Genomic DNA, 26,734 nt, shown 5'->3' with positions numbered 1-26,734 from the left:
GCCGCCGATGACCCGAACCGCTGCTTCCTCCGTCCTGCTCGAAGTGATCGCCACGACCGTCGGCGACGCGAAGGCCGCCGCCCGCGCGGGCGCCGACCGTCTCGAACTCGTGACCGCAATCACCGAGGGCGGCCTCACGCCGAGCGTCGGCCTGATCGAGGCGGTCGTCGCGGCCGTGCCGATTCCGGTCAACGTGATCGTGCGCCCGCATAGTCGCTCGTTCGTGTACGACGCCGACGACCTGCGCGTGATCGAGCGCGACGTGCGCGCGGCCGTCGCGGCCGGCGCGAACGGTGTTGTCTTCGGCGCGCTCGATGCGCGCGGCGATGTCGATCTCGCCGCGCTCGAGCGCGTCGCGGCCGCCGCCGACGGGCGCGACCTGACGTTCCATCGCGCATTCGACGTGTCGCGCGATCTCAATGCCGCGTTCGATGTGCTGCTACGCGTGCCGGCCGTTACGTCGGTGCTGACGTCGGGCGGCCATCCGTCGGTGCTCGACGCGGCGGCGACGATCACGCGGCTCGTGCGGCACGCGGCCGGTTCGACGTGCACCGTCCTCGCCGGCTCGGGGCTCACGATCGAGGCGGTCGGAGATTTCGTGCGCGCGACCGGCGTGCGCGCCGTGCATTTCGGCTCGGGCGTGCGGCCGCGCGGCGAAGTGCTGGCGCCCGTCGACGAACAGCGCGTCGAACGCGTGCGCGCGGCGCTCGACGGCGCGGCGGCGCACGTGTGAAGGGTGCGTCGGAGTCACGCGCCTGCGCATGACGGTGCCGGATAGGGCTCGCTGCTCTGTCCGGTCACGCGTTTGACGATGAAGTCGATCTTTTGCTGACTCGTATGCGAATACTGGCGCTGCAGCGTCAACAGCGCTTCGCACGCCTGTGGCGAATCGGTCCGTGCGCGGTGGATCCGCGCGCCGAGCGCGGCAAGCCGGGCGTCATGCTGCTGCGTCTCCGACGACGGAACCATTTGCATGACTTGCTTCAGCGCCGTGTCGAAGTCGACGTCGTCCCGTTCTCGAATGAATTCGACGGCGGTGCCCAGCTGTGCCGCAGTAGCTTGCCTGACGAGAGCCAGATCGTTGCGACCGTTCCGGTAGGACGGCGAGTCAGTGCAATCGGACGCAAGGCTCGTTGCGCATGTGCCGAGCATGATGCCGGTCACGGAGGCTTGCCGAAGCACGTTGCGCACTGTCGTCACTCGTAGCGGATCGCGAGATCTTTCAGGATGTCGACATTTCCCCATTTGAACGAGCAGCGCCGGCCGACCTCGATCGATTTGCCGTCCCGGCTTTCACTGACAGGCGCGCAGCCGCCCGAGATCTTCACGGTCGGCGTGCCTTGCTGCGAGAGCGGGAATTCGATGGCCGCATCCTTCGGGATCGTATGTGTCAATGCGACATCTTCGATGTAGTCGTCCGGCAGCACGAAGATCAGTGCGCGATCGACCCTGAGCGCGTAGTAGTCGTGCTGGAACGGCGCGCTGGTCACGCAGAGTTCGCTGGTGTGTCCGTTCAGCGTCTGCGTCGAACATTTCGGTTCTGCCGCATGCGCGGTCGTGGCAATCAGGCCGAGCAGCGTGAGTGCGGTCTTCGTCATCGTTCTTTCCCCGATCAAGTGGCTGGTTTCCAGCAGGACACGCAATGTTAGTGGGGACGAGATGCGTAGGCACGCGATCCGTCACATTCCTTTGCAAAGAATGAAAAAGCCGGGGCATGCCCCGGCTTTTTCGTCTGCAAGCCAAACGCGTTGTAGTCGCTTACGCGTTTTCCGCCAGCGCATCGGCCTGGCTCGCGCGAATCCCGAGCCGCTCGAACAGCGCGCGGTCGCGCTGCGTCTGCGGATTGCTCGTCGTCAGCAGCTGGTCGCCGTAGAACATCGAGTTCGCGCCGGCGAGGAAGCACAGCGCCTGCATCGCGTCGTCGAGCTGCTCGCGGCCGGCCGACAGGCGCACGACCGCCTTCGGCATCGTGATGCGCGCGACCGCGATCGTGCGCACGAACTCGAACGGATCGAGCGGCGCGGTGCCTTCGAGCGGCGTGCCTTCGATCGCGACCAGGTTGTTGATCGGCACCGATTCCGGATACGGGTTCAGGTTCGCGAGCTGCGAGATCAGGCCCGCGCGCTCCCGGCGCGATTCACCCATCCCGATGATGCCGCCGCAGCACACGTTGATACCCGCATCGCGCACGCGATCGAGCGTGTCGAGGCGATCCTGGTACGTGCGCGTCGAGATCACCTGGCCGTAGAACTCCGGCGACGTGTCGAGGTTGTGGTTGTAGTAGTCGAGGCCTGCGTCGGCGAGCTGCTGCGCCTGCTCGTCTTCCAGCATGCCGAGCGTCATGCAGGTCTCGAGGCCCAGCTCCTTCACCCCGCGCACCATCTCGGTCAGCGCGGGCATGTGACGCTCCTTCGGGTTGCGCCATGCGGCGCCCATGCAGAAGCGGCTCGCGCCGTTCGCCTTTGCCGCGCGCGCGGCGTCGAGCACCGCGTCGACGTCCATCAGCTTTTCGGCCTTCAGGCCCGTGTCGTGGTGTGCCGATTGCGAGCAGTAGCCGCAATCTTCCTCGCAGCCGCCGGTCTTGATCGACAGCAGCGTCGACAGCTGCACCGCGTTCGCGTCGAAGTGCTCGCGATGCACCTGCTGCGCGCGGAACATCAGGTCGTTGAACGGCAGCTCGAACAGCGCGACGACGTCGGCGACGCGCCAGCGCTGCGGCGCCGGAGCGGCCACGGGGATCGCGTCGGGTTGCACGGCGGCGGTCTGGGCTTGGGTCATGGTGGTTTTCCTTGGTGAATGCTGGGATCGGGGCGTCAACGCTGCGCGGCGCGCAGCGTGTCGACGAGCGCGGCGATGTCGAGCATCGCCGCGGCGGATTCGGGGGCGGCCGGATTCATGTGCGCGATGCGGCCGAGGAGCGGCGCGCGATGCTCGCGCGCGAGCCAGTCGCGGATCGTCGCCACGTTCTCGTCGGCGTACGACATCGCCGGATCGACGTGGTTCGCGACCCAGCCGGCGAGCGTCAGGCCGCGCGCGGCAATCGCATCGGCCGTGAGCAGCGCGTGGCTGATGCAGCCAAGCCGCACGCCGACGACGAGCACGACCGGCAGGCCGAGCGCGACCGCGAGATCGGCCGTGTCCTGCGTGTCGTTCAGCGGCACGCGAAAGCCGCCGACACCTTCGACGACGACCACGTCCGCGCGCGTCAGCGCTTCGCGATGGCTCGCGACGATCGTGCCGATGTCGAGCGTCACGCCTTCGTGGGCGGCGACGATGTGCGGTGCGGCGGGCGCCTTCAGCAGGAACGGCGTGCGCAGTTCGGGCGGCAGCACGACGTTGGCGGCCGCGTCGAGCTGATCGGCGTCCTCGTTGCGCCACACGCCGTCGCGCTCATACGCGCCGGCCGCGACGGGCTTCAGCGCGGCCGCGCGCAGCCCGTGGCGCGCGAAAGCGTGCAGCATCGCGGCCGATACGAACGTCTTGCCGATTTCGGTGTCGGTGCCCGTGACGAAGAGCGAAAGCGGCGCGTTCATGCGGCAGTCTCCCGCCGGGCCGCCGCAACGGGCGCTGCAGTGCCCTCCGGCGACAGCGAATGCGCGTCGGCATGAGACGGGCGCAGCCCCTCGCTGGCTTCGATCAGCGCGGTTTCGAGCCGCGCGAGATCGTCGAACGAATGCGCGGCCGACAGCGAGATCCGCAGCCGCGACGTGCCGGCCGGCACCGTCGGCGGCCGGATCGCGGGCACCCACAGGCCGTGCGCGTCGAGCGAGCGCATCGCCGCGAGCGTCGCGTCGTTGCTGCCGATCACGAGCGGCTGCACGGCCGTGTGCGAGTCGACCGGCTGCCAGCGGGTCGTGCGCAGCAGCGCGCGCGTGCGCTCGATCAGCGCGGCGAGATGTGCGCGTCGCGCGTCGCCTTCATCGCCGGCGATCACCTTCAGGCTTGCCGATACTGCGTGCGCGACCGCCGGCGGCGCGGCCGTCGTGAAGATGTAGCTGCGCGCGCGCTGGATCATCCATTCGATCACCGTCTCGTGCGCGACGACGAACGCACCCGCAACGCCGGCCGCCTTGCCGAGCGTGCCGACGTAGAGCAGGCTCGGCGAGCGCAGCGCGGCGGCCGCGAGCGCGCCGCGGCCCTGCGGGCCGAGCACGCCGAAGCCGTGCGCGTCGTCGACGACGAGCCACGCGCCGTGGCGCTCGGCCAGCGCGACGAGCTCGGCGAGCGGCGCGATGTCGCCGTCCATGCTGAACACCGTATCGCTGACGATCAGCTTCGTTTCGGCGCCCGACGCATCGAGCAGCGCGGCGAGCGCGGCCATGTCCGCGTGCGGATAGACCTGCACGTTCGCGCGCGACAGCCGGATCCCGTCGATTAGCGATGCATGGTTCAGCGCATCGGAGAAGATCGTCGCGTGCTTGCCCGTCAGCGCGGTCATCGCGGCGAGGTTTGCCATGTAGCCGGTGCTGAAGTACAGCGCGCGCGGCGCGTCGGAGAAGCCGCCAGCGAAGCCCGCGAGCTCGTCTTCGAGCGTTGCGTGCGCGCGCGAATGGCCGCCGAGCAGATGCGAGCCGCCGCTGCCGGAGCCGTAGCGCTGCGCACCTTCGGCGAATGCGGCGACGAGCGCCGGGTGCGCGGCGAGGCCAAGGTAATCGTTGCTCGCGAAGCCGACGATGTCGCGGCCGTCGACGCGCATGTGCGCATCGCACGCGGTGTCGGCGGTGCGGCGCACGCGGCGCAGGCCCTGCGCATCGAGTTCGGCGAGGCCGCGCTGCAGCGCGCCGAGGAGGGCGTTCGACGTCATGCGGCCTCCGCGAGCGTTGCATCGAGCGTGTCGCGCGTGCGCTGCGCGAGCCATGCGATGTCGTCGTCGTTCATCACGTACGGCGGCATCAGGTAGACGGTCGTGCCGATCGGGCGCAGCAGCAGTTCGCGTTCGAGCGCACGCTCGAAGAAGCGCCGCGAGAAGCCGCGCGCGGCGTCGCCGTCGAGCGCGAGGTCGAACGCGAACAGCGTGCCGCGCTCGCGCAGGTGGCGCACCTGCGGATGCGCGGCGAGCGGCGCAAGGGCGGCGCGCATCGCGTCCGACTTGCGCGCGTTCGCGGCGAGCACGTCGTCGCGCGCGAACAGGTCGAGCGTCGCGACCGCCGCGCGGCACGCGAGCGGATTGCCCGTGTACGAATGCGAGTGCAGGAAGCCGCGCGTCGTGTCGTCGTCATAGAACGACGCGAACACGTCGTCGCGGGTCAGCACCAGCGACAGCGGCAGGTAGCCGCCGCTGATGCCTTTCGACAGACACAGGAAGTCGGGCCAGACGCCGGCCTGCTCGCAGGCGAAGAACGTGCCGGTGCGGCCGCAGCCGACCGCGATCTCGTCGGCGATCAGGTGCACGCCGAATTCGTCGCACAGGGCGCGCAGCCCGCGCACGTACGACGGATCGTGCATCGCCATGCCGGCCGCGCACTGCACGAGCGGCTCGACGATCAGCGCGGCGATCCGGTCGGCGCGTTCGGCGAACAGGCGGCGCACGTCGGCGAGCGCGCGGCCGGCCGCGTCCGCGGCCGTCTCGCCCGGCAGCGCCCCGCGCGCGTCGGGCGATGCGACCACGTGCGCGTTGCGGATCAGCGGGTCGTACGCGTCCTTGAACAGCGCGACGTCGGTCACGCCGAGCGCGCCGATGGTCTCGCCGTGATAGCCGTTCGCGACGCACACGAATTCGCGCTTGTCCGCGCGGCCGCGGTTGCGCCACGCGTGGAAGCTCATCTTCAGCGCGATCTCGACCGCCGATGCGCCGTCCGACGCGAAGAACGCATGGCCGAGCGTCCGGCCGGTGAGCGCATGCAGCCGCTCGGCGAGCTCGATCGCCGGCTCGTGCGTGCAGCCGGCGAGCATCGCGTGTTCGAGCGTGTCGAGCTGGTTCTTCAACGCCGCGTTGATGTCCGGATTCGCATGGCCGAACAGGTTGACCCACCACGAGCTGATTGCATCGAAGTAGCGGCGGCCGTCGCGGTCGTACAGCCACACGCCCGCGCCGCGGGCGACGGGAATCAGCGGCAGGCGCTCGTGGTGTTTCATCTGGGTGCAGGGATGCCAGACCGCGCGCAGGCTGCGCGCGACCCAGTCATCGGTGGCTGGCGTACTCAAGGCAACTCCGGGGATCAAACGGCGGCGGGTATCGAAGCGGATACCGCGCGGCGACAGACGGAAAACGCGCTGAGATTAGCGTGTTCCGCGGCGTGTTGCACTACCGGTTACAAACCGCGCAAAGCCTTGCCGGGCGGGAGTTCCGCGCAGTTCGGCGGTGCTCGGAACGGTACACGCCAGATGCAGCGAAATCGCAGCAGATGGCGACGTTCGAGTGACACCCCCCGACAGAAAAAAATCGGCGCAAAGGCGGCGCGGCAGGGGGATGAAAATAGGGGCCAGCAATAGAAATCGGGCGCTGACGAGAGCGATGCTGGTGGCGACCGGCGACCGGCGACCGGCGACCGGCGACCGGCGACCGGCGACCGGCGACCGGCGACCGGCGAACCGGCGAACCGGCGAACCGGCGAACAGTGACCGGGAACGGGAACGCCAAACGCCAAACGCCAAACGCCAAACGCCAAACGCCAAACGCCAAACGCCAAACGCCAAACGCCAAACGCCAAACGCCAAACGCCAAACGCCGAACGCCGAACGCCGAACGCCAAACGCCAAACGCCGAACGCCGAACGCCGAACGCCGAACGCCGAACGCCGAACGCCGAACGAGCCCGGGACTCAGCCGCGACACAAGGCCCGCGAAAGCGGGAGACGGGCGTAAGCAGACATGCGCGCAGGAACGGGCCCGCGCATGCCGTCGCGGCGCGCCAAAGCGCTCAGGAAACAGGAAAATGAAGGAAAAGTCCGATGTGGAGCGCGTCACTCGACGCGCGCAACGCGCGGCGTCACCGTGAAGCCAGCGCGCGCGTATCGGCGTCGTTTTTGCGGGTATTGTCGTTGTCGGCCGTCTGCGTCGCGTTGCCGTTCCACACGACGCGGTCGTTCACCGCATACAGCCGGCAGGTGCCGGCGCCTTGCTTCGAGCAGTTGTCGAGCGCGAGCGCCATCGGATCGTCGCCGCCTTCGGCCCACGACCACGCACCTTCCGACGACACCGCAAACGCGCGGCTCGGATGCTGGCTCAGGAAGCGCCGATAACCTTCGCGGCCGGCCTCGTCGAGGAACGGCACCGCATCGACCGCGTCGATGGACGCGTAGCCGGTCGCATTCGGCTCATGCGGATTGGCAACCGCATAGCGGACCGACGTCGGCAGATTCAGATCCGCGAGGAACGCGTGCACGGCCGGCCACCACACGGGCACGCCGTCGCGATCGACGATCAGCCGATGCGCGTCATCTTTGTAGCGGCCGAAATCGATGAACTGCGCCTGCGTGCCGTGCGACACGTACGCGTTGTGCATCTGCGCGACGAGCGCGGGCGTCCACACCGAATCGTTGTCGCCGTAGAGCCACAGCGAGCGTACGGCCGTGCGCGCGCCGTACTGGTCGAACGCGTCCACGAGGTTGCGCTGCCAGCCGTCGCAGAGATCCTGACGCAGTCCGCCGGAGAAGTTGATGATGCCGCGTACGCCGGGCGCTGCTTCGGTGCCGTACGCGACCGAAACGAGTCCGCCGTGCGACGTGCCCGCGACGACGATGCGCGATGCGTCGATGTACGGCTGATGCGACATGTAGCGCACGGTCGCCGCGACGTCGGCGGCCTGCGCGAGGCCGTTCTTGCCGACGTTGCAGCCTTCCTGCTGATACGTGCCGCCTGACCCGGCGAAACCCTGGCGGTTCGGCGCGATCACCGCGTAGCCGCGGCGCACGAATTCACGCGCGAACGCGAGCGGCCGGCTGCGCGGCTGCTGATGGAGATCGCCGGTGTTTTTGCCGTGATTGAAGACGACGAGCGGGAACGGGCCGGGGCCGTCCGGCTTGAACAGCGTGGCCTCGAGCATGACGGAGCCCGACGCATCCGCCGGAATGCTGACGATCTGCTCATTGAGGTTCGCGGCGACCTGCGGGAGGCCCGAGTCGCCGTAATCGAAGCGCTCGGCATGGGCGAGCGATCCGCCGGCTGCGGCCGCGCCGGCATTCGCGTTCGACAGCGTACCGGCCTGAGCGGCCGACAGCGCACAGGCCGCCATCCATCCCACCAATACCTTGCTGAACGCCATTCGTAAGCCCTGCCATGCAACATGACCAATCTGACGGCCATCGTAGCCCGACAAATTCCGGTTGTGCAATGCAGGAATTACCCGGCGTCTGACACAGCAACTATTTGTCAGCGTTCACTTACTTCGCCGTCCACATAGCGCCAGAAACCGTGTTCGTCGCGAGTGAAGCGACTCGTCTCGTGGAGCCGGTATGCGCGGCCTCCAACCTTGTAGCGCGCCACGAACTCGACTTCCGCGCGACGTTCGTCGAGCTGGTCGTGCCGTTTGACCGCCAGGCCGAGCCAGCGCGGCGCGTCACGCGCATTCGGGTCGGCATCGAGATCGGCCGGGCAAGTGCGCGCATCCCAGGTCGCGCGCAGGTAGTCGGTCGCGCCGAGCACGTAAGCGGTGTACCTGGAGCGCATCAACTCGAGCGCGGTGGGCGCCGCGGCGCCACCGTCGATGAAGCGTCCGCAACAGGCCGCGTAGCGCGGCGGCTGGGCTTTGCCGGCCGGGTTCGGGGACGCGCCGCCGCACGGGCACGCGTCAGGTCGGTTCAAAATCATGCGAATCGGGAATTAACGACGCCAGGTTCTGATGCGGGTTTACCAGCTGAGCTCGACGCCGTCGTACTGGAAGAAGCGGCCGTTGGCCTGCGGCACGTCCGCGGCGGCCTCGGCGATCACGCGGCGCATGCCGGTCACGCTCGTTTCCGGGTCGATCGCCGCCTGCGCGCCGCCCATGTCGGTGCGCACCCAGCCGGGATGCAGCGAAATGCATGCGGCGTGGCGCGTCTGCAGCGATGCGATGCGCAGCACGTCGTTCAGCGCAGCCTTGCTCGCGCGGTACAGCCAGCCGGTCGTGCCGGTTGCCTCCGCGATGCTGCCCATCCGGCTCGACACGACGGCCAGCACGCCCCGCGCGTCCTCGACGAGCGGCAGCAGAATCGGCAGCAATTGCATCGGTCCGCGCACGTTCGTATGCATGACCGCGTCGAAATCCTCCGCGGAAATCGTCTCGACGCCCTCGGTGCGCGGCCCGTACACGCCCGACACCAGCACGGCCGCGTCGAGCCGCTCGCCGTCGAGCTTCCAGCCGAGCGCCGCGATCTGTTCGGGCTGCGCGATGTCGAGCGCATGCGCTTGCGCGCCGAGGCTGCGCAGCGCCGCGAGCGACGCATCGTCGCGCGCTGTCGCGATCACGTTCCAGCCGTCGCGCCGGTATTGCCGGACGAATTCGCGTCCGAGGCCGCGCGATGCGCCGACGATCAGTACGGTTTTCATGTTCGCCGCTCCTTTGCGTTGCACCGCCGTCGCGGCAGTGTGTCGGTGTCAAATCGGTTCGATGCCCCGCGCGCGCGGTTACGGTGCGTATGCAGCCGCGTGACGTGACGGATGCGGCACGGCGGCAGGCACGACGGTAGGCACGGCGGCAGGTGCGGCCCGCCGACTCGCGAGCGCGCATCGTGCTCGCCGTGCGTCCCCGCGCCGCCAATGGCGCCCGTTACTGCGCGTCGCTGCACGGCTTCAGCGTCTCGGCAACCGCCTGCGCGACGCCTTCGAGCCGCGCGGCGTCGGCCGCGACCATGTCGTTGTCCGGCGCATGCTGGCCGCGCGCGGTGAGCGCCGCGACGCAGCGCTTGTGGGTTGCATCGAGCGCGTCGAAGTTCGATACGGACATCCCCAGGTTGCGCATCCGGCCGTCGTGCACGCCGTACACGAGCCCGTGCACGGTCAGCGACTGGCCGCGCGCCCATGCATCGTTGACGATCGTCGTGCGGCACACGTTGACGACCTGCTCGATCGCGTTCAGCTCGATCAGGCGCCGATAGCGCGCCTCGCCGACCGGCCATTCGTCGAGCAGCGCCGCATGGCGTTCGCGCACGTCCTGCACGTGATGCAGCCAGTTGTCTGCGAGGCCGACGCGGCGGTTGTGCAGCGCCGCATTCACGCCCGAGCAACCGTAATGGCCGACGACCATGATGTGCTTGACGCGCAGGATGTCGACCGCGAACTGGATCACCGACAGGCAATTCAGGTCGCTGTGCACGACGACGTTCGCGATGTTGCGATGGACGAACACTTCGCCCGGCGGCAGGCCGATGATCTGGTTCGCGGGCACGCGCGAATCCGAGCAGCCGATCCACAGATATTCCGGCGCCTGCTGGTCGGCAAGACGCGCGAAGAATTCGGGATCGTCGGCGAGCTGGCGCTTGACCCACGCGTCGTTGTTGTCGAACAGATGTGAAAGCGGATTGTCTGGCGTGTTCATCGGTGTGGATTCCGTTGGCGCAAAGCGCGGCGCTAAGGGTTTGGATCGGGTCGTATCGGCCGTGGATCACGCGGCACGCTGCGCGGCGGTGTCGCCGTCGCCGGCGTCTGCCGTCTCGTCGAAGCGCGCCGGGTAGCGCTCGCGAAAGCGCAGCGACACGTCGTAAGGGTAAAAATCGGGCAACTCGCCCTGCAGCAGCTTGTCCTTGCTGGCTTGCCACAGCGCGGGTTCGAAAAAGTCCGCGTGATGCTTCATGAAGACCGCGCGCACGCGCGGATCGCCGAGCAGGAACGGGCCGTAGGTTTCGGGAAAGATGTCGTGCGGGCCGACGGTATACCACGGTTCGCCCGACAGTTCGTCTTCCTCGTTGCGCGGCGGCGGCACGCGCCGCACGTTGCAGTCGGTCAGATACTCGATCTCGTCGTAGTCGTAGAACACCACGCGGCCGTGGCGCGTGACGCCGAAGTTCTTGTACAGCATGTCGCCGGGGAAGATGTTGGCCTTCATCAATTCCTTCACCGCGTTGCCGTACTCCTTCACGCCGTGCTCGACCTCGGCGTCGGTGCCGTTCTGCAGGTACAGGTTCAGCGGCGTCATCCGGCGCTCGATGTACAGGTGCTTGATCACGAGATTGTCGTCCTCGTATTCGAGCAGCGACGGCACTTCCTTTTCCAGTTCGCGCACCAGCGCGTGGTCGAGCCGCGAGATCGGCAGCGCGACGCTCGAATACTCGAGCGTGTCGGCCATCCGGCCGAGCCGGTCGTGGCGCTTCACGAGCTGGTACTTCTCCATGATCTGCGCGCGCGTCGTTTCCTTCGGCGGCGGGAAGTGATCCTTGATGATCTTGAACACGTACGGGAACGACGGCAGCGTGAACACGAGCATCACGAGGCCCTTGATCCCGGGCGCGACGATGAAGCGGTCGCTCGAATGCGACAGATGGTGCAGCAGGTCGCGGTAGAACAGGTTCTTGCCCTGCTTCTGCAGGCCGACCGACGTATAGATCTCGGCCTTCGGCTTGCCCGGCATGATCGTGCAGAGGAAATCCACGTACGCGGACGGCACGCCCATGTCGACGAGGAAATACGAATGCGAGAAGCTGAAGATGATCTGCAGCTGTTCGCGGCGCAGCAGCACGGTGTCCAGCGCGAGGAGGCCCGGGCGCACGTGCCGGATCGGCACCGCGAACGGCAGCACGCGATCGCCGTTGATGATGCGGCCTACGATGTACGCGCTCTTGTTGCGGAAGAACAGCGACGACAGCACGTGGATCTGGAAATTCTGCGCTTCGTCGAACTGGCCGAATTCGTCGGCGATCGCCTGCATTACGCAGCCGGTGTCGCGCGCGAGATCCTCGAACGGCGGTTCGAGCTGGAAGTTCGTGACGATGCGCTCGAGCGTGGCCGCGAGCCCGTCGGTGGCCGGGTAGTACGCGCGATAGGTCGGCTTCGCGGCCGGCTCGTCGTTCTCCAGGTATTCGGTCGAGATCGCCGGCCGCACGAAAATGAAATCGTTGTTGAAATACGAGCGGTGCAGGATCGTGCAGCACACCGAATTGAAGAACGTTTCCGCGCACTCGGGCTGGCGGTGCGACGTGAGCAGGCCGATGTAGTGGAGCTTGATCTGCTGCCACACTTCGTCGTCGATGTCCTCCGCGTCGTATTCGTCCTGCAGTACCTCCACGCACTCCTTTACGCGATCGTCGTACGACGTGATGCGCTCGCGCGCCAGCCGCTGCAGCCCGTGCCAGTCGGCGCGCTCGTATAGCGTCTTCGCTTCGACGGCCGCTTCCCGGAAGATCCGGTAGTGGCGGTCGAAGTACTCGAGCATCGTCTGCGCGACGTCGAAACCGATCTGCGACGACAGCAATTTGGGGAAATGATTCATTGCGTGCAGGCTCGTTCGAGAGGGACTGTAAGCACTCGCCATTTTAGCGCCCAAGTCGGCGTTTCAATGACTTTCGGGGTCCGGCGCCAAGCGCCGACAATCGGCAGCTTATTCGCCGTTACGGGGCGTTCGGTGCATCTTCGCGTAAAGATGCGGGTACGGAACCCATTCTGGCACGAACTTTTTTGGCAGCGGCCGGCGGTGGTCGGACGCGCGTTTCGCGCGACGGCGATAGAATCGGCGCGTTGCCCGCCGCGGCGCCGCGCGTGCGCGCCTCCTCCGCATGCGCAGCCGCATCCGGCCAGATAACGACGAGACACCCCACCGATGAACGCACTGGAACACCAACTCGACTACCCCTTCGCCGACACGCTGCCCGCCGCGGGCGACACGTTCGAGGTCGCGCCCGGCGTCCGCTGGCTGCGCATGCCGCTGCCGTTTTCGCTCGACCACATCAACCTGTGGCTGCTGCGTGACGAGATCGACGGACAGGCCGGCTGGACGATCGTCGACTGCGGGATTTCGTCGGACGCGATCCGTACGCACTGGGAACATATTTTCGATACGCGTCTCGACGGGCTGCCGGTGCTGCGCGTGCTGGTCACGCACTGCCATCCCGATCACTTCGGCCTCGCGAACTGGATCTGCGAAGGCGGCGACAAGGGCCGCTGGAAGGTGCGGCTGTGGATGACGCTCGGCGAATACCTGTTCGGCTGCCTGATGGCCGCGGGCAATGGCTCCAATGCAGGCGGCGCGGCCGCGGCCGATCACTTCGCGCGGCACGGGCTGACCGACCCGGTCGCGCTCGACAAGCTGCGCAACCGCCGCAGCTACTACTCCGATCTCGTGCCGGCCGTGCCGCCGCGCTATCGCCGCCTGCGCGACGGCGACGCGGTGAAGATCGGCGCGCGCACGTGGCGCGTCGTGACGGGCTACGGCCATTCGCCCGAACATTGCGCACTCCACAGCGATGCGGATGGCGTGCTGATCTCCGGCGACATGGTGTTGCCGCGGATCTCGACCAACGTGTCGGTGTTCGATCTCGAACCGGAAGCGAACCCGCTCGCGCTGTACCTCGAATCGCTGGGCCGCTACGAGACGATGGCGCCCGACACGCTCGTGCTGCCGTCGCACGGCAAGCCGTTCCGCGGCGTGCGCACGCGCATCGCGCAACTGCGCGCGCACCACGACGCGCGGCTCGACGAAGTGCGCGTTGCGTGCGCGGAGCAGCCGGCCAGCGCGGCCGACATCGTGCCGATCATGTTCCGCCGCCGCGAACTCGACATCCATCAGATGACGTTCGCGCTCGGCGAGGCGCTCGCGCATCTGAACCTGCTGTGGCTCGCGGGCGAACTCGTGCGCGAGCAAGGCGACGACGGCGTGCTTCGCTTCCGCGCCGCGCGCTGAGCGCGCATCGTCACCGCTACGCGACGGGCTCGTAGCGCCACCCGTCGCGCTGCCATTGCATCGTGTGCGTCGGTTCGAGTGCCGCGAGAAACGCGGCGTCGTGCGACGCGACCACGATCGCGCCCGGAAAGCCGGCCAGCGCGGCTTCGATCGCGCGCACCGATTCGAGATCGAGGTGATTGGTCGGCTCGTCGAGCAGCAGCAACTGCGCGGGCGTGGCGCGCCACAATGCGCACGCGAGCGCGGCCTTCAACCGCTCGCCGCCGCTCAGGCGGCGCGCCGGCTGCGTCGCGCGTGCGGCATCGAGTTGCAGCAGCGCGAGGCGGCTGCGCAGATCGCCTTCGGCGAGCGGCGTGCCGAGGCGCCCCAATTGCTCGACGATCGAACGATCGGGATCGAGCAGCGCGAGCCGCTGGTCGAGATACGCGGCGCTCACGTACGTCGTGCAAGCGCCCGCGCGTGGCGCGAGTTCGCCGGCGAGCATGCGCAGCAGCGTCGATTTTCCGCAGCCGTTCGGGCCCGTCAGCGCGATGCGCACGGGGCCGCTGGCCGACCACGTGAGCGCGTCCGCGCGCCCCGCGGCGGCCCATGGCAATTGCGCGCGTTCGAGCGTGAACAACTGGCGGTGCGCGCTGACCTCGGTGCCCGGCAACGACACGAGTACCGGTGCATCGGCGTCGACGCGTGCGGCTGCGTCGTGCACGCGCGCGTCGAGTGCCGCCTTGGATTCCGTCTGCTGACGCCGTACCGGTCCCATGATGCTGCGCGCGGCGCCCTTGCGCCTCTGGCGCGCCATCGATGACAAGTTGACCGTTTTCGCGTCGCGCAGCGAGCCGGCCGCGTGGCGCTGGATCGAGTCGTGTTCCTGTTCGAGCCGGCGCCGCACGCGCCCGCGCTCGGCGCGCGCATGATCGAGCGCGGCCTGCGCGGCATCCTGCTGCGCGTCGCGCTGCGCGCGGTACAGCGCATAGTTGCCGCCGTACGTGCGCAGGCCGTGCGGCGTCAGTTCGACGATGCGCTCGACGTGCGCGAGCAGCGCGCGATCATGGCTGACGAGCACGACCCCGCCGCGCCAGCCGTCGAGCGCCGTGCGCAGCCACGCGCGGCCCGGCGCATCGAGATGGTTCGTCGGTTCGTCGAGCACCAGCAGCCCGGCATCCGACAGCAACGCGCCAATCAGCGCGACGCGCGCCAATTGCCCGCCGCTCAATGCGTCTGCGCGCATGTCGGCGTGCACGTCGTGCAGGCCCGCAGCGTCGAGCGCGGCGCGCAATCGCTCGGCCAGATCCCAGCGATCGCCGATCAGGTCGAAATCGTGCTGGCTCGCGCGGCCGTCCGCAAGACGCGCGAGCGCCGCGAGCGGCGCATCGAGCGCGGCGATCTGGGCCACGGTCCGCAGGCCGCCGGCCAGCGTGTCGTCATGCTGCTGCGCGACGTACACGACCGGCGTGTGACGCTCGATCGTGCCCGCGCTCGGCGTGCGCCGGCCCGCGATCAATTGCGCGAGCACGCTCTTGCCGGCGCCGTTGCGGCCGACGATGCCTGTCGGCGTGCGGTCGATCGAAAGGTCGAGCGAATCGAACAGCGTGGCGCCGTCGTCGAAGCGGAAGGAAACGTGATGAAGCGCGACGAGCGCGCCGGTCGGCGTGGCAGCAGCCATAAGCACCTCCGAAAATGTGTGAAACCCTTCGCGCGGCGTGCGTGGCACGGCGGCGAAAACATTTTTGGGAAGGCTTAGTTGTTCACTTTGGCTGGCGTCCGGTATGAGGAATGAGCGCGCAGTGTAGCAAGCGCGGCGCGAGGCGCGCAAGCGAGCGGCACGTGCGCCGTCGCTTGCGCCCCACGCGCGGTTATTGCACGGACACCGCCGCGAAGTTCTGGCGGCCGAACGGGCTGACGCGATAGCCGCTCACGTTCGGGCGCGTGAGCGCGGCGGCGGTCGGATAGCCGAGCGGAATCCACAGCGCCTGGTCGTGGATGATCTTCTGCGCCGATTCGTACAGCTTCGCACGCTTGGCCTGATCGGCCGTCGACTTGCCGTCCGCGATCAGCTTGTCGAGCTGCGCGTCGCAGAAGCGCGCGAAGTTGATGCCCGACTTGACGGCGTTGCAACTGAACAACGGCGACAGATAGTTGTCCGGATCGCCGTTGTCGCCGGCCCAGCCCATGAACAGCATGTCATGCTGGCCGAGCTTCGCCTGCTTGATCAGCTCGCCCCATTCGATCACCTTCACTTCGGCCTTCACGCCGATCTTCGCGAGGTCGGCCTGCAGGAGTTCGGCGCCCGCCTTCGGATTCGGGTTCAGCACGCTGCCGGTCGGGCGCGTCCAGATCGTCGTCGAGAAGCCGTTCGGGAAGCCGGCCTGCGCGAGCAACTGCTTCGCCTTCGCCGGATCGTACGCGTACGGCGCGATGTCCTTCGCGTAGCTCCACGTGTTGGGCGGATACGGGTTGTTCGCGGGTGTGGCCGTGTTGTCGAACACCACCTTCAGGTAGGTCGAGCGATCGAACGCGAGGTTCAGCGCCTCGCGCACCTTGTCGTTGTCGAGCGGCTTCTTCTGCGTGTTCAGCGCGACGAACGCGGTCATGAACGCCGGCGTCTGCACGACCTTCAGCGCGCTTTCGCCCTTCGCGGCGAGCACGTCCTGCGGCTTCGGCGACAGCGCGATCTGGCATTCGCCGGCCTTCACCTTCTGCATGCGCACCGACGGGTCGGGCGTGATCGCGTAGATCAGCCGGTCGACTTTCGGTTTCGCGCCCCAGTACGACGGGTTCACGTCGTAGCGGATCAGCGCGTCCTTCGTGTAGCTCTTCAGCACGAACGGGCCGGTGCCGATCGGCTTCGCATTCAGGTCGGCCTGCTTGCCGGCCTTCAGCAGCTGGTCCGCGTATTCGGCCGAGTAGATCGACGCGAAGCCCATCGTCAGGATCGGCACGAACGTCGCGTTCGGCTCGTTCAGCGTGAACTTCACCGTGTTGTCGTCGACTTTGGCGACCGACTTCACGAGCTTCACGAGGCCCATGGATTGCGCGTGCGGAAAGCCGCTCGCGCCGGCGACCTTGTGCCACGGGTTCGCGTCGTCGAGCATCCGCGAGAACGTAAACACGACGTCGTCCGCGTTCAGCGGCCGGCTCGGCTTGAAGTAGTCGGTCGTCTGGAACGCGACGTTCGGACGCAGGTGGAACGTGTACGTGAGGCCGTCGGCGCTTGCTTCCCACTTGTCGGCGAGCGCCGGTACGACCTTCTTCGCGGCTTCGTCGTACGACACGAGCGTGTTGAAGATCACGTCGGCCGATGCATTGGTCGTGACGAGCGAGTTGTACTGGACGACGTCGAAGCCGTCCGGGCTCGATTCCGTGCACACGGTGAGCGGCTTGGCGACGGCGAGGCCCGGGGCGGCGAGAGCGGCGGCGAGCGCGGCCGCGGCGAACAGCTTGACCTGCATAGGTTCTCCCATGTGATTTCTGATTTTTTGCCGGTTGCCGGAATGCTGGCGCGGCCCGGCGGAGGACGGACCGGCGCGGTTGCCGGATAGCATACCGTCAAAGCGCGTGCGGCGTGAGAAAAGGCGTCGGAACGCGGCGAATTAGGCGAAAAACGGCTGCGTTCGCGACGGAATGCGTGTTGTGGCGGCGGGGAAGGCGGCGCGGGCGTCGCGCGCGACGACGGCGCGGGGGCGGGACAAAGCCGGATAGCCGGCGACCCGGCGCAATACATGCGCCGGCTCCACGCTGCACTTAGTGTGCGCCGGCCTTGGGCTTGCGCGGCGCTTTCTCGAACAGGCGATCGTAAAGCCAGCGCGGCAGCACGTGCAGTATCTTCGCGACGACGCCCATCTGCCATGGAATCACGCGAAACGCGTGCTGCCGCGCGATCGCACGTGCGGCGCGGGCCGCGAAGCGGTCGGCGTCCATCAGGAACGGCATCCGGTACGGGTTGTGCGCGGTCATCGGCGTGCGGATATAGCCGGGGGCGATCGTGACGACGCCGACACCGGCCGGGCGCAGCTCGACGCGCAGCGCCTCCAGATACTTGATCGCCGCCGACTTCGACGCGCTGTACGCGCCGGAGCCGGGCAGCCCGCGCACGCCGGCGACGCTCGCGACGCCGACCAGCGTGCCGTGGCGCGCGGCCGTCATCGGCCCCACGAACGGCTCGAACGTCGCGACCATGCCGTAGTAGTTGATGTCCATCACGTCGCGGAACGTCGCGAGATCGCCCTGGCCCGTGACGGCGCCCTGGCTGATGCCTGCGTTTGCAATCACGACGTCGGGGCAGCCGTGCGCGGCGATGAACGACGCGGCTGCGGCGGCGAGCGCATCGGCGTCGCGCACGTCGGCGGAATAGACGGAAACGGACAACTTGGGGAAGCGCCGCGCGAACGCATCGAGCGCATCGGTGCGGCGCGCGACGAGGGCGAGCGTGGCGCCCTGGCGCGCGTATTCGTCGGCCAGTGCGAGGCCGAGGCCGCTCGACGCGCCGGTGATGAAGACCTTCAGCGGAGTAGTCATGCCGGCGCGCGGGCGGGGATCAGAGCTTCTTGTCCTGAACCTGCTTCACGAGGTAGTCGAGCACCTGCGCGGTGCCCGGGATGCTGTTCGTGTAAGCCGGGCCCGTCTTGTACTTGCCCTGGACGACGACCGTCGGCACGCCGTCGATCGCGTAGTTCTTCAGCAGCTCGGCCGACTGCTTGACCTGGCCCTGCACGCTGAACGAGTTGTACGCATCCATGAACTGCTTCTTGTCGACGCCTTGCGTCGCGAGGAAGTCGGCCTGCGCCTGCGGCGTCAGCAGGTAGTTCTTCTGCTTGTGGATCGCGTTGAAGATCGCCGGCGTGACCTTCTCCGAGATGCCGAGCGCGGACACCGCGTAGAACAGCTTCGAGTGCGGGATGAAGTCGTCACGGAATGCGACCGGCACGCGCTTGAAGTCGATGTTGTTGCCTTGCTTCTTCACCCACGCCTCGATCGTCGGCTCGAATTCGTAGCAGTGCGGGCAGCCGTACCAGAAGAATTCGATGACCTCGACCTTGCCGGCCGGTGCGGACACCGGTTGCGGCGACTTCATCACCTCGAAGTCCTTGCCGGCGGCCGGTGCGGCCGGCGAGGCCTGCGCGAAGCCCGCGGCGGCGAGGCCCAGGGACAGAAGGAGCGTGCTAAGCAGTTTTTTCATGTTGTGAACGTCGAATCAGTTGCTCGGGGTTACGAAACGTAACGGAATCTGCGTGGGGCGCGGCCGGTTGCTTACTGCTTGGTGAAACGGATCACCGCCGTGTCGACACCTGCATCGGACAGGCGCTGACGGGCCGAGTTCATATCCTCGAATTTGGAGAACGGGCCGACGCGCACGCGGAAGTACGTCACGCCGCTGACGTCGCGCTTCGACACCTTCGATTCGAAGCCCTGGAAGCCCAGCCGAGCGCGCTGCTGCTCTGCGTCGCTTTCCGTCTTGTACGCGCCGACCTGCAGGAAGTAACCGGTGTTCGCGTCGTTCGCGGTCGGCGGCTTCGCTGCCGCGGCGGGCGCCGCCGACGACGTTGGTTTCGGCGTGTTGTTCGCCAGTTGCTGTTGCTGCTGCTTCTGCGCGGCCGCCTGCTGCGCCTGCTTCTGTGCGGCGAAGCGCGCGAGGTCGTCCTCGCCGCCTTGCTGTTGTTGCTGCGCCTGCTGCGTTTTCTTCGGCGGCGTGTTGTCGGCCGGCTTCGGCGCGACGGCGACACCGTTGCCCGACGACGCGTTATTCGACGCGGTGCTGTTGTTCGAGCCGCTGGAGCCGTTCGTGTTGCCCGACGGCGGCACCTCGACGATCTGCGGCTCGGGCAGCAAGCCGCCCTGGGTCTGATTCGCGGCCTGGCCGGGCGCGGTATTGGGGGGCGCGGATTGCGCGGCCTGCGGCACCGGCTGGCCGGGCGTCTTGCCTTGCAGCGCGCGGTTCGGGTCGAACTGCTGCGGCTGGCTCGCGCCGTTGTCGGCCGGCGGCGGCGCGACCTTCGACACGAACGGCGACGGCGAACGCGTGATGTAGAGCGCCACGACCACCGCGATCGCGAGGCCGACGATCAGGCCCAGCACGATTCCAAGAAATGTCCCTCCGGCTTGTTTCGATTGCTTCGACGTGCGGCGTGGTTGTGCCATTGCTTGAGTCACCTGCAAAAAGAATCGTGAAAAGGCCGCGGCGGGCATCTGCCGTCGGGCAATCCGACGGCGGCGCTGCCGCAGCCATTCGCGGCCCGGTTCGGGCCGCGCTGACATCCTTACATCTTCGCGGGCGCGGACACGCCAAGCACCGTCAGGCCGTTCTCGAGCACCTGGCGGGTTGCGGCGAGCAGCGCGGCGCGCGCGTTGCGCGGCGCTTCGTCGTCGACCAGCACGCGCTCCGCATTGTAGAACGAGTGGAATTCACCAGCGAGATCGCGCAGGTAGAACGCGACCGCGTGCGGCGCCAGCTCGTTCGCCGCGTGCGTGAGCATGTCCGGATACTCGGCGAGCTTTTGCATCAGCGACACGGCCTGCGCGCTCGTGAGCTGCGACAGATCGGCGCCCGGAAGCTGCGCGACGTCGACGTTGTAGCGGGCCTTCAGTTCGTTGAGCACCGAGCAGATCCGCGCATGCGCGTACTGGACGTAATAGACCGGATTCTCGTCGTTCTGTTTCAGTGCAAGGTCGATGTCGAACACGAACTCGGTGTCGGCCTTGCGCGAGATCAGGAAGAAGCGCACCGCGTCGCGGCCGCGCGTGATGGTCGCCTCGTCGATCAGGTCGGGAGCCGCCTCCTGGCCCGGCGCTGCGCCGCCCGACCATTCGATCAGGTCGCGCACCGTCACGTAGCTGCCCGCGCGCTTCGACAGCTTCACTTCCTGGCCGTCGCGCATCACGGTCACCATCTTGTGCAGCACGTAGTCGGGATAGCCCTTCGGGATGCCGATGTGCAGCCCCTGCAGGCCGGCGCGCACGCGCGCGATCGTGCCGTGGTGGTCCGAACCCTGGATGTTGATCACCTTCGTGAAGCCGCGCTCCCATTTCGTCACGTGGTACGCGACGTCCGGCACGAAGTACGTGTACGTGCCGTCCGACTTGCGCATCACGCGATCCTTGTCGTCGCCTTCATCGGTCGTGCGCAGCCACAGTGCGCCGTCCTGCTCATAGGTCATGCCGGCCTTGATCAGCGCGTCGACCGTCTTCTCGACCCGGCCTTCGCTGTACAGCGACGACTCGAGATAGTACTGATCGAATTTCACGCCGAACGCCTGCAGGTCCATGTCCTGCTCGTGACGCAGATACGCGACCGCGAACTTGCGGATCGCATCGAGATCGTCGATGTCGCCCGCGCCCGTGACCGGCTCGCCGTCCTTCGCCGCGACCGTCTCGCGGTTCAGGTAGTCGCGCGCGATGTCGGCGATGTATTCGCCGTTGTACGCGGCTTCCGGCCAGCCCGCGTCGCCCGGCTTCAGGCCGCGTGCGCGCGCCTGCGTCGAGATCGCGAGGTTGGCGATCTGCACGCCGGCGTCGTTGTAGTAGAACTCGCGGTGGACCGCATAGCCCTGGCTCGCGATCACGTTCGCGAGCACGTCGCCGAGCGCCGCCTGGCGGCCATGGCCGACGTGCAGCGGGCCGGTCGGGTTCGCGGACACGAATTCGAGCAGCACCTGCTTGCCCTTTTCGCGCTCCGACGTGCCGAACGCGCGACCCTGCGCGAACACGGCGCCGATCACCGCCTGCTTCGCGGCGGCGCTCAGGCGCAGGTTGATGAAGCCGGGGCCCGCGATTTCGGCCGCGTCGACGAGCCCTTGCGCGGCCGGGTGCGCCGTCAGCGCGGCGACGATCTTCTCGGCGAGCTGGCGCGGGTTCGTGCCGAGCGGCTTGGCGAGCTGCATGGCGACGTTGCACGCGACGTCGCCATGCGCGGCGACCTTCGGGCGCTCCAGCGTGATGGCGGGGGCGACGAACGCCACGTCGGCGTTTGCCGCGTCGGCGCCTTTCAGCGCGTGTGCGACCTGCGTGACGCTATCCGCGAGCAGGGCTTCGAGGGTCTGTTTGTGTGCTGGCAGCATGCTGGTAGAAGGCTTCGTTGGTGGCGGCCGGAACGCCGGCCGGCCGGCGCGCTTTTTAAGCGCGCGTTTCAGGGATCGCAGAATTTTAACAGGTGCTAATATGCCGCTCAGGCGCCCCGCGTCCGCGAGGCCGGACGCCGGCCTGCCGGCGTCCCCCCAACCGCGCCGCGCGGGCACAACAAGATGAAAAGGGAATTGTCATGATTACGTTCAAGAGCAAGGCGGCACAGGATCTCGACGTGCTGAAGGATTTCGCCGTGTACGTGCTGGGCCTCGTCGGCAAGCAACTGGGCGAACGCGGCGTGATTACGCACGACGAACTGGATCACGCGATCGCGAAGCTGGAAGGCGCGGTCGCGCAGGCGAAGCAGGAACGCGCCGAGCACGCAGGTCATTTCCACGAAGACGATGCGGACCACGCGCACCACGAAGTGCCGCCGAGCCTCGCGCAGCGCGTCGCGCCGTTTCTCACGATGCTTCGCGAAGCGAAGGCCGGGCAGGCCGACGTGCACTGGGGCTTCTGAGCGTCGTCGCGCGACTGACGCGGTTTGCAAGCCTGCAAAGGCAGTGAAGGGGCCCGCTCGCAGCGGGCCGTTTCTTTTTGTCTGATGAACTCGCGCTCGCGCGCCTGGCGGCCTGCGTGTCGCCGTCCAGCGCGCGCGTCAGCGTTCGCGGCGGCGCATGACATCGCGAACGCAGCGGTCCCATTTGAAGCGGCGCGTAAAGCGGCGGCCCGAGAACCGCACCCGAGCCGTCGCGCCGAATGTCGAGATCGCCGAGGGTGCGTGACAGAACTGCTGCGCCATGCGGCCGTCGACCGGCGCGCGTGGCGGCGGCAGCGGCGACGCCGCTGCGGTTACAGTTGCGGCGCCAGCGCGCGGCGTGCGTCGTCGAGCGACAGCGCCATCCGCCGCGCATAGTCGTCCAGCTGATCCTGCCCGATTTTTCCGACGGAGAAGTAGCGGCTGTCCGGATGCGCGAGATAGAAGCCCGACACGCTCGCCGCCGGCAGCATCGCGAGCGAATCGGTCACGCTCATCCCGATTTCGTCCGCATGCAGCGCGGCGAACATGTCGCGCTTCACGAGGTGATCGGGGCACGCCGGGTAACCGGGCGCGGGACGGATGCCCGTGTACTTCTCGGCGATCAGCGCATCGTTGTCGAGCGTCTCGCCGCTCGCATACCCCCACAGCTCGCGGCGCACGCGCGCATGCATCGCTTCGGCGAACGCTTCCGCGAAACGGTCGGCCAGCGCCTTCAGCATGATCGCGCTGTAGTCGTCGTGGTCGGCTTCGAACTGCTTTTCCTTCACGTCGACGCCGAGGCCGGCCGTCACCGCGAACATCCCGATGTAGTCGGCGACGCCCGATTCCTTCGGCGCGATGAAGTCGGCAAGCGAGCGGTTCGGGCGCATCACGCCGTCGACCACCGGGCGCACGCTCTGCTGGCGCAGGTTGCGCCACGTGAGCAGCACTTCAGAGCGCGATTCGTCGGTGTAGATCTCGATGTCGTCGTCATTCACGGTGTTCGCCGGCAGCAGCGCAATCACGCCGTTCGCGGTCAGCCAGCGGCCCTGGATCAGACGCGCGAGCATCGACTTCGCATCGGAGAACACGCGCCGCGCCGATTCGCCGACGATCTCGTCGTTCAGGATCGCGGGGTACGGGCCCGCGAGATCCCAGGTCTGGAAGAACGGGCCCCAGTCGATGTAGTTCGCGAGCTCGTTCAGGTCGTAGTTCTTGAACACGCGCCGCCCGATGAACTTCGGCTTCACCGGCGTGTAGTTCGCCCAGTCAACCTTGGTCTTGTTCGCGCGCGCCTGCTCGAGCGTGACCATCGGCTGCGCCTTGCGGTTCGCGTGCTGGTCGCGGATCCGTTCGTAATCGGACTTCAGTTCGTCGAGATACTTCGCCGCACCTTCGTCCGACAGCAGATTCGACGCGACCGACACCGAGCGCGATGCGTCGGGCACGTAGACGACCGGGCCTTCGTAATGCGGCGCGATCTTCACGGCCGTGTGCACGCGCGACGTGGTCGCGCCGCCGATCAGCAGCGGAATCTTCTTCACGCGGAAGTAGTCGTCGCGCTGCATCTCCGACGCAACGTACGCCATTTCCTCGAGGCTCGGCGTGATCAGGCCCGACAGGCCGATGATGTCCGCGCCCTCGACCTTCGCCTTCGCGAGGATCTCGTTGCACGGCACCATCACGCCCATGTTGACGACTTCGAAGTTGTTGCACTGGAGCACGACCGACACGATGTTCTTGCCGATGTCGTGCACGTCGCCCTTCACGGTCGCGATCACGATCTTGCCCTTCGCGCGCACGTCGCCGCCCGCTTCCGCGAGCAGCCGCTTTTCTTCCTCGATGAACGGAATCAGGTGCGCGACCGCCTGCTTCATCACGCGAGCGGACTTCACGACTTGCGGCAGGAACATCTTGCCCTGGCCGAACAGGTCGCCGACGATGTTCATCCCGTCCATCAGCGGGCCTTCGATCACGTTGATCGGGCGGCCGCCGGCCGCGGCGATCTTCGCGCGCACTTCCTCGGTATCCTCGACGATGAACGTCGTGATCCCGTGCACCAGCGCATGCGAGAGCCGCTTCTCGACCGGCTGGTTGCGCCACTCGAGGTTCTCTTCCTTCTTCGCGCCGCCCGCCTTGAACTTGTCGGCGATCTCGAGCAGGCGGTCGGTGGAATCCGCGCGCCGGTTCAGGATCACGTCCTCGACGTGCTCGCGCAGCTCCGGATCGAGATCGGCGTACACGCCGAGCTGGCCCGCGTTCACGATGCCCATGTCCATCCCCGCCTGGATCGCGTGGTACAGGAACACGGTGTGGATCGCCTCGCGCACCGGGTCGTTGCCGCGGAACGAGAACGACACGTTCGACACGCCGCCGCTCACCTTCGCATGCGGCAGGTTCTGCTTGATCCAGCGGGTCGCCTCGATGAAGTCGACCGCGTAATTATTGTGTTCCTCGATGCCCGTCGCGACCGCGAAGATGTTCGGATCGAAGATGATGTCTTCCGGCGGGAAGCCGACTTCGTTCACGAGGAAGTCGTACGAGCGCTTGCAGATGTCGATCTTGCGCTGGTAGGTATCGGCCTGGCCCGTCTCGTCGAACGCCATCACCACCGCGGCCGCGCCGTAGCGGCGGATCAGCTTCGCATGATGGCGGAACGCGTCCTCGCCTTCCTTCAGCGAGATCGAGTTCACGATCGCCTTGCCCTGCACGCACTTGAGGCCGGCCTCGATCACTTCCCACTTCGACGAGTCGATCATGATCGGCACGCGCGCGATGTCCGGCTCCGATGCGATCAGGTTCAGGAAGCGCACCATCGCCGCCTTCGAATCGAGCATCGCCTCGTCCATGTTGACGTCGATCACCTGCGCGCCGTTCTCGACCTGCTGGCGCGCGACGGCGAGCGCCTCGTCGAACTGGCCGTTGAGGATCATTCGCGCGAACGCCTTCGAGCCGGTGACGTTGGTGCGTTCGCCGACGTTGATGAAGAGCGTCCCGGACGTGACGTTGAACGGCTCGAGGCCGGCAAGGCGCATCATGTGATCGGTCATGGCGGTGCGAATTCGTGTGATGTAGGGCGTGGGGGCTGTCGGTCAGGCGGCGTCGCTGTACTGGCTCGGCCAGCGGCGCGGTTTTACGTCGGCGAGCGCCTTCGCGATCTCGGCGATGTGTTCGGGCGTCGTGCCGCAGCAGCCGCCGGCGAGGTTCACGAGCCCGGCCTGCGCGAATTCCTTCAAGAGGCCCGACGTGACGTCCGGCGTCTCGTCGAAACCGGTGTCGCTCATCGGGTTCGGCAGGCCCGCGTTCGGGTAGCACGACACGTAGGTGTCGCACAGCTTCGCGAGCTCGGCGATGTACGGGCGCATCAGCGCCGCGCCGAGCGCGCAGTTCAGGCCGAACGTGAGCGGCTTCGCATGACGCAGCGAGTTCCAGAACGCCTCGACCGTCTGGCCCGACAGGATGCGGCCCGACGCGTCGGTCACGGTGCCCGAGATCATGATCGGCAGGCGCTCGCCGGTGTCCTCGAACAGTTCGTCGAGCGCGAACAGCGCGGCCTTCGCGTTCAGCGTGTCGAAGATCGTCTCGACGAGGAACAGGTCGACGCCGCCGTCGAGCAGCGCCTTCGCCTGCTGGTAGTACGCGTCGCGCAGCTCGTCGAACGTGACGTTGCGCGCGCCCGGATCGTTCACGTCCGGCGAGATGCTCGCCGTTTTCGGCGTCGGCCCGATCGCGCCGGCGACGAAGCGCGGCTTGTCCGGCGTCGCGTACCTGGCCGCGGACGCGCGCGCGAGCCGCGCCGACTCGACGTTCATCTCGACGACGAGGTCTTCCATCCCGTAGTCGGCCTGCGCGACCGTCGTCGCGCCGAACGTGTTGGTTTCGACGATGTCCGCGCCGGCCGCGAAGTACTTGTCGTGGATCTCGCTGATGATCTGCGGCTGCGTGAGCGACAGCAGTTCGTTGTTGCCCTTGATGTCGCGCGGGAAGTCCTTGAAGCGCTCGCCGCGATATGCGGCCTCGTCGAGCTTGTAGCGCTGGATCATCGTGCCCATCGCGCCGTCGAGGATCAGGATGCGCGATTTCAGCAGCGCGGGCAGTTCGGCGCCGCGCGTGTAGCGCGCGTCGAGCGGGGCGGAAGCGGCGAGAGGAGTCGCAGACATGGCGGAAGACGGGCGAAGACGGGAAAACCGTCATTGTAGCCGGTGCGCCCATGCGCCGCCCGGCCTCGCGCGACGCGGCGCGGCCGGGCGAGCGACAGGCGGATTGCGCGCGACCGCAGGTGCGGCGGCCATGCCGTCGAAGCATGCGGCCTGGCGTTGCCCGCGCAACGAACGCGTGCGGGCGCAAACCAAACGAAAACCCCCGCCCGGCGAACCGGGGCGGGGGCTTGGATCGGAGTGCTCGCGACGCCGCGC

The 26,734-nt window shown here is 67.5% G+C and carries 22 protein-coding genes; 3 read left to right on the top strand and 19 right to left on the bottom strand.

The window, feature by feature from the left end:
* The first annotated feature begins 7 nt into the window (after window positions 1-7).
* The gene (locus KDW55_RS07770) at window positions 8-733 is read left to right on the top strand and encodes a copper homeostasis protein CutC (protein WP_040142262.1); all 726 of its coding nucleotides are present in this window, start codon (window positions 8-10) and stop codon (window positions 731-733) included.
* Between the two features lie 14 nt (window positions 734-747).
* On the opposite strand, the gene KDW55_RS07765 is transcribed toward KDW55_RS07770, so the two are convergent.
* The 11 genes from KDW55_RS07765 to aceK all read right to left on the bottom strand — a co-directional run bounded on the left by KDW55_RS07765 (window position 748) and on the right by aceK (window position 12,340).
* Complete coding sequence (locus KDW55_RS07765) at window positions 748-1,164, bottom strand: hypothetical protein (RefSeq protein ID WP_349252593.1); 417 nt, start codon at window positions 1,162-1,164, stop codon at window positions 748-750.
* 32 nt (window positions 1,165-1,196) lie between these two features.
* Window positions 1,197-1,598: a hypothetical protein gene (locus KDW55_RS07760; RefSeq protein ID WP_059544646.1), complete on the bottom strand. Its 402-nt coding sequence runs from the start codon at window positions 1,596-1,598 to the stop codon at window positions 1,197-1,199.
* A gap of 160 nt (window positions 1,599-1,758) precedes the next feature.
* Complete coding sequence (gene bioB, locus KDW55_RS07755) at window positions 1,759-2,778, bottom strand: biotin synthase BioB (protein WP_040142258.1); 1,020 nt, start codon at window positions 2,776-2,778, stop codon at window positions 1,759-1,761.
* Window positions 2,779-2,813: 35 nt separating this feature from the next.
* Entirely contained in the window at window positions 2,814-3,533 is a 720-nt protein-coding gene (gene bioD, locus KDW55_RS07750) for a dethiobiotin synthase (RefSeq protein ID WP_040142256.1), read from the bottom strand.
* Window positions 3,530-4,804: an 8-amino-7-oxononanoate synthase gene (bioF, locus tag KDW55_RS07745; RefSeq protein ID WP_212160817.1), complete on the bottom strand. Its 1,275-nt coding sequence runs from the start codon at window positions 4,802-4,804 to the stop codon at window positions 3,530-3,532. Before bioF ends, bioD begins: the two co-directional genes overlap by 4 nt.
* Window positions 4,801-6,144, bottom strand: a complete 1,344-nt coding sequence (bioA, locus tag KDW55_RS07740; protein ID WP_059544650.1) for an adenosylmethionine--8-amino-7-oxononanoate transaminase — start codon at window positions 6,142-6,144, stop codon at window positions 4,801-4,803. The genes bioF and bioA overlap by 4 nt, the downstream gene beginning before the upstream one ends.
* 784 nt (window positions 6,145-6,928) lie before the next feature.
* Window positions 6,929-8,203, bottom strand: a complete 1,275-nt coding sequence (locus KDW55_RS07735; protein ID WP_212197912.1) for a CocE/NonD family hydrolase — start codon at window positions 8,201-8,203, stop codon at window positions 6,929-6,931.
* Between the two features lie 107 nt (window positions 8,204-8,310).
* On the bottom strand, window positions 8,311-8,748 hold the full coding sequence (locus KDW55_RS07730; RefSeq protein ID WP_069241809.1) for a YchJ family protein: 438 nt from the start codon (window positions 8,746-8,748) through the stop codon (window positions 8,311-8,313).
* A gap of 39 nt (window positions 8,749-8,787) precedes the next feature.
* The gene (locus tag KDW55_RS07725) at window positions 8,788-9,465 is read right to left on the bottom strand and encodes an SDR family oxidoreductase (RefSeq protein WP_040144806.1); all 678 of its coding nucleotides are present in this window, start codon (window positions 9,463-9,465) and stop codon (window positions 8,788-8,790) included.
* A gap of 220 nt (window positions 9,466-9,685) precedes the next feature.
* A complete protein-coding gene (gene can / locus KDW55_RS07720; RefSeq protein ID WP_040142249.1) occupies window positions 9,686-10,453 on the bottom strand; it encodes a carbonate dehydratase in 768 nt (255 codons plus the stop codon).
* A gap of 66 nt (window positions 10,454-10,519) precedes the next feature.
* Window positions 10,520-12,340 (bottom strand): bifunctional isocitrate dehydrogenase kinase/phosphatase, encoded by a 1,821-nt coding sequence (gene aceK / locus KDW55_RS07715; protein ID WP_059544657.1) that lies wholly within the window; start codon window positions 12,338-12,340, stop codon window positions 10,520-10,522.
* A gap of 327 nt (window positions 12,341-12,667) precedes the next feature.
* Between aceK and KDW55_RS07710 the strand changes: the two genes are divergently transcribed.
* On the top strand, window positions 12,668-13,747 hold the full coding sequence (locus KDW55_RS07710) for an MBL fold metallo-hydrolase (RefSeq protein ID WP_212160818.1): 1,080 nt from the start codon (window positions 12,668-12,670) through the stop codon (window positions 13,745-13,747).
* Window positions 13,748-13,763: 16 nt separating this feature from the next.
* Here the strand turns inward: KDW55_RS07710 and KDW55_RS07705 are convergent, their stop codons facing one another.
* From KDW55_RS07705 to argS, 6 genes are all read right to left on the bottom strand, one after another.
* Window positions 13,764-15,407 (bottom strand): ATP-binding cassette domain-containing protein, encoded by a 1,644-nt coding sequence (locus tag KDW55_RS07705; RefSeq protein ID WP_212160820.1) that lies wholly within the window; start codon window positions 15,405-15,407, stop codon window positions 13,764-13,766.
* Window positions 15,408-15,597: 190 nt separating this feature from the next.
* Window positions 15,598-17,193, bottom strand: coding sequence for an ABC transporter substrate-binding protein (locus KDW55_RS07700; RefSeq protein WP_212160875.1), 1,596 nt, complete (start codon window positions 17,191-17,193; stop codon window positions 15,598-15,600).
* A gap of 292 nt (window positions 17,194-17,485) precedes the next feature.
* Window positions 17,486-18,259 (bottom strand): SDR family oxidoreductase, encoded by a 774-nt coding sequence (locus KDW55_RS07695; protein ID WP_040142240.1) that lies wholly within the window; start codon window positions 18,257-18,259, stop codon window positions 17,486-17,488.
* 19 nt (window positions 18,260-18,278) lie between these two features.
* A complete protein-coding gene (locus KDW55_RS07690; protein ID WP_040142238.1) occupies window positions 18,279-18,920 on the bottom strand; it encodes a thiol:disulfide interchange protein DsbA/DsbL in 642 nt (213 codons plus the stop codon).
* Between the two features lie 71 nt (window positions 18,921-18,991).
* Complete coding sequence (locus tag KDW55_RS07685) at window positions 18,992-19,879, bottom strand: SPOR domain-containing protein (protein ID WP_069241805.1); 888 nt, start codon at window positions 19,877-19,879, stop codon at window positions 18,992-18,994.
* Window positions 19,880-19,998: 119 nt separating this feature from the next.
* Window positions 19,999-21,795 carry an arginine--tRNA ligase gene (argS, locus tag KDW55_RS07680; RefSeq protein WP_059544661.1) on the bottom strand — a complete coding sequence of 599 codons (1,797 nt, stop codon included), beginning with the start codon at window positions 21,793-21,795 and terminating at the stop codon, window positions 19,999-20,001.
* A gap of 200 nt (window positions 21,796-21,995) precedes the next feature.
* Between argS and KDW55_RS07675 the strand changes: the two genes are divergently transcribed.
* Window positions 21,996-22,319 carry a DUF1840 domain-containing protein gene (locus KDW55_RS07675; RefSeq protein WP_040142233.1) on the top strand — a complete coding sequence of 108 codons (324 nt, stop codon included), beginning with the start codon at window positions 21,996-21,998 and terminating at the stop codon, window positions 22,317-22,319.
* Window positions 22,320-22,651: 332 nt separating this feature from the next.
* Here KDW55_RS07675 and metH read toward each other — a convergent pair whose 3' ends face one another.
* Window positions 22,652-25,369, bottom strand: a complete 2,718-nt coding sequence (gene metH, locus KDW55_RS07670) for a methionine synthase (RefSeq protein WP_059544663.1) — start codon at window positions 25,367-25,369, stop codon at window positions 22,652-22,654.
* Window positions 25,370-25,411: 42 nt separating this feature from the next.
* Window positions 25,412-26,479, bottom strand: a complete 1,068-nt coding sequence (locus KDW55_RS07665; RefSeq protein ID WP_040142229.1) for a homocysteine S-methyltransferase family protein — start codon at window positions 26,477-26,479, stop codon at window positions 25,412-25,414.
* Window positions 26,480-26,734: the final 255 nt, after the last annotated feature.

The organism is Burkholderia sp. AU19243, assembly GCF_018148075.1.
Taxonomy (GTDB): domain Bacteria; phylum Pseudomonadota; class Gammaproteobacteria; order Burkholderiales; family Burkholderiaceae; genus Burkholderia; species Burkholderia latens_A.
Note: the sequence above shows the minus strand (reverse complement) of the source record. Positions and strands in the feature narration are given on the sequence as shown.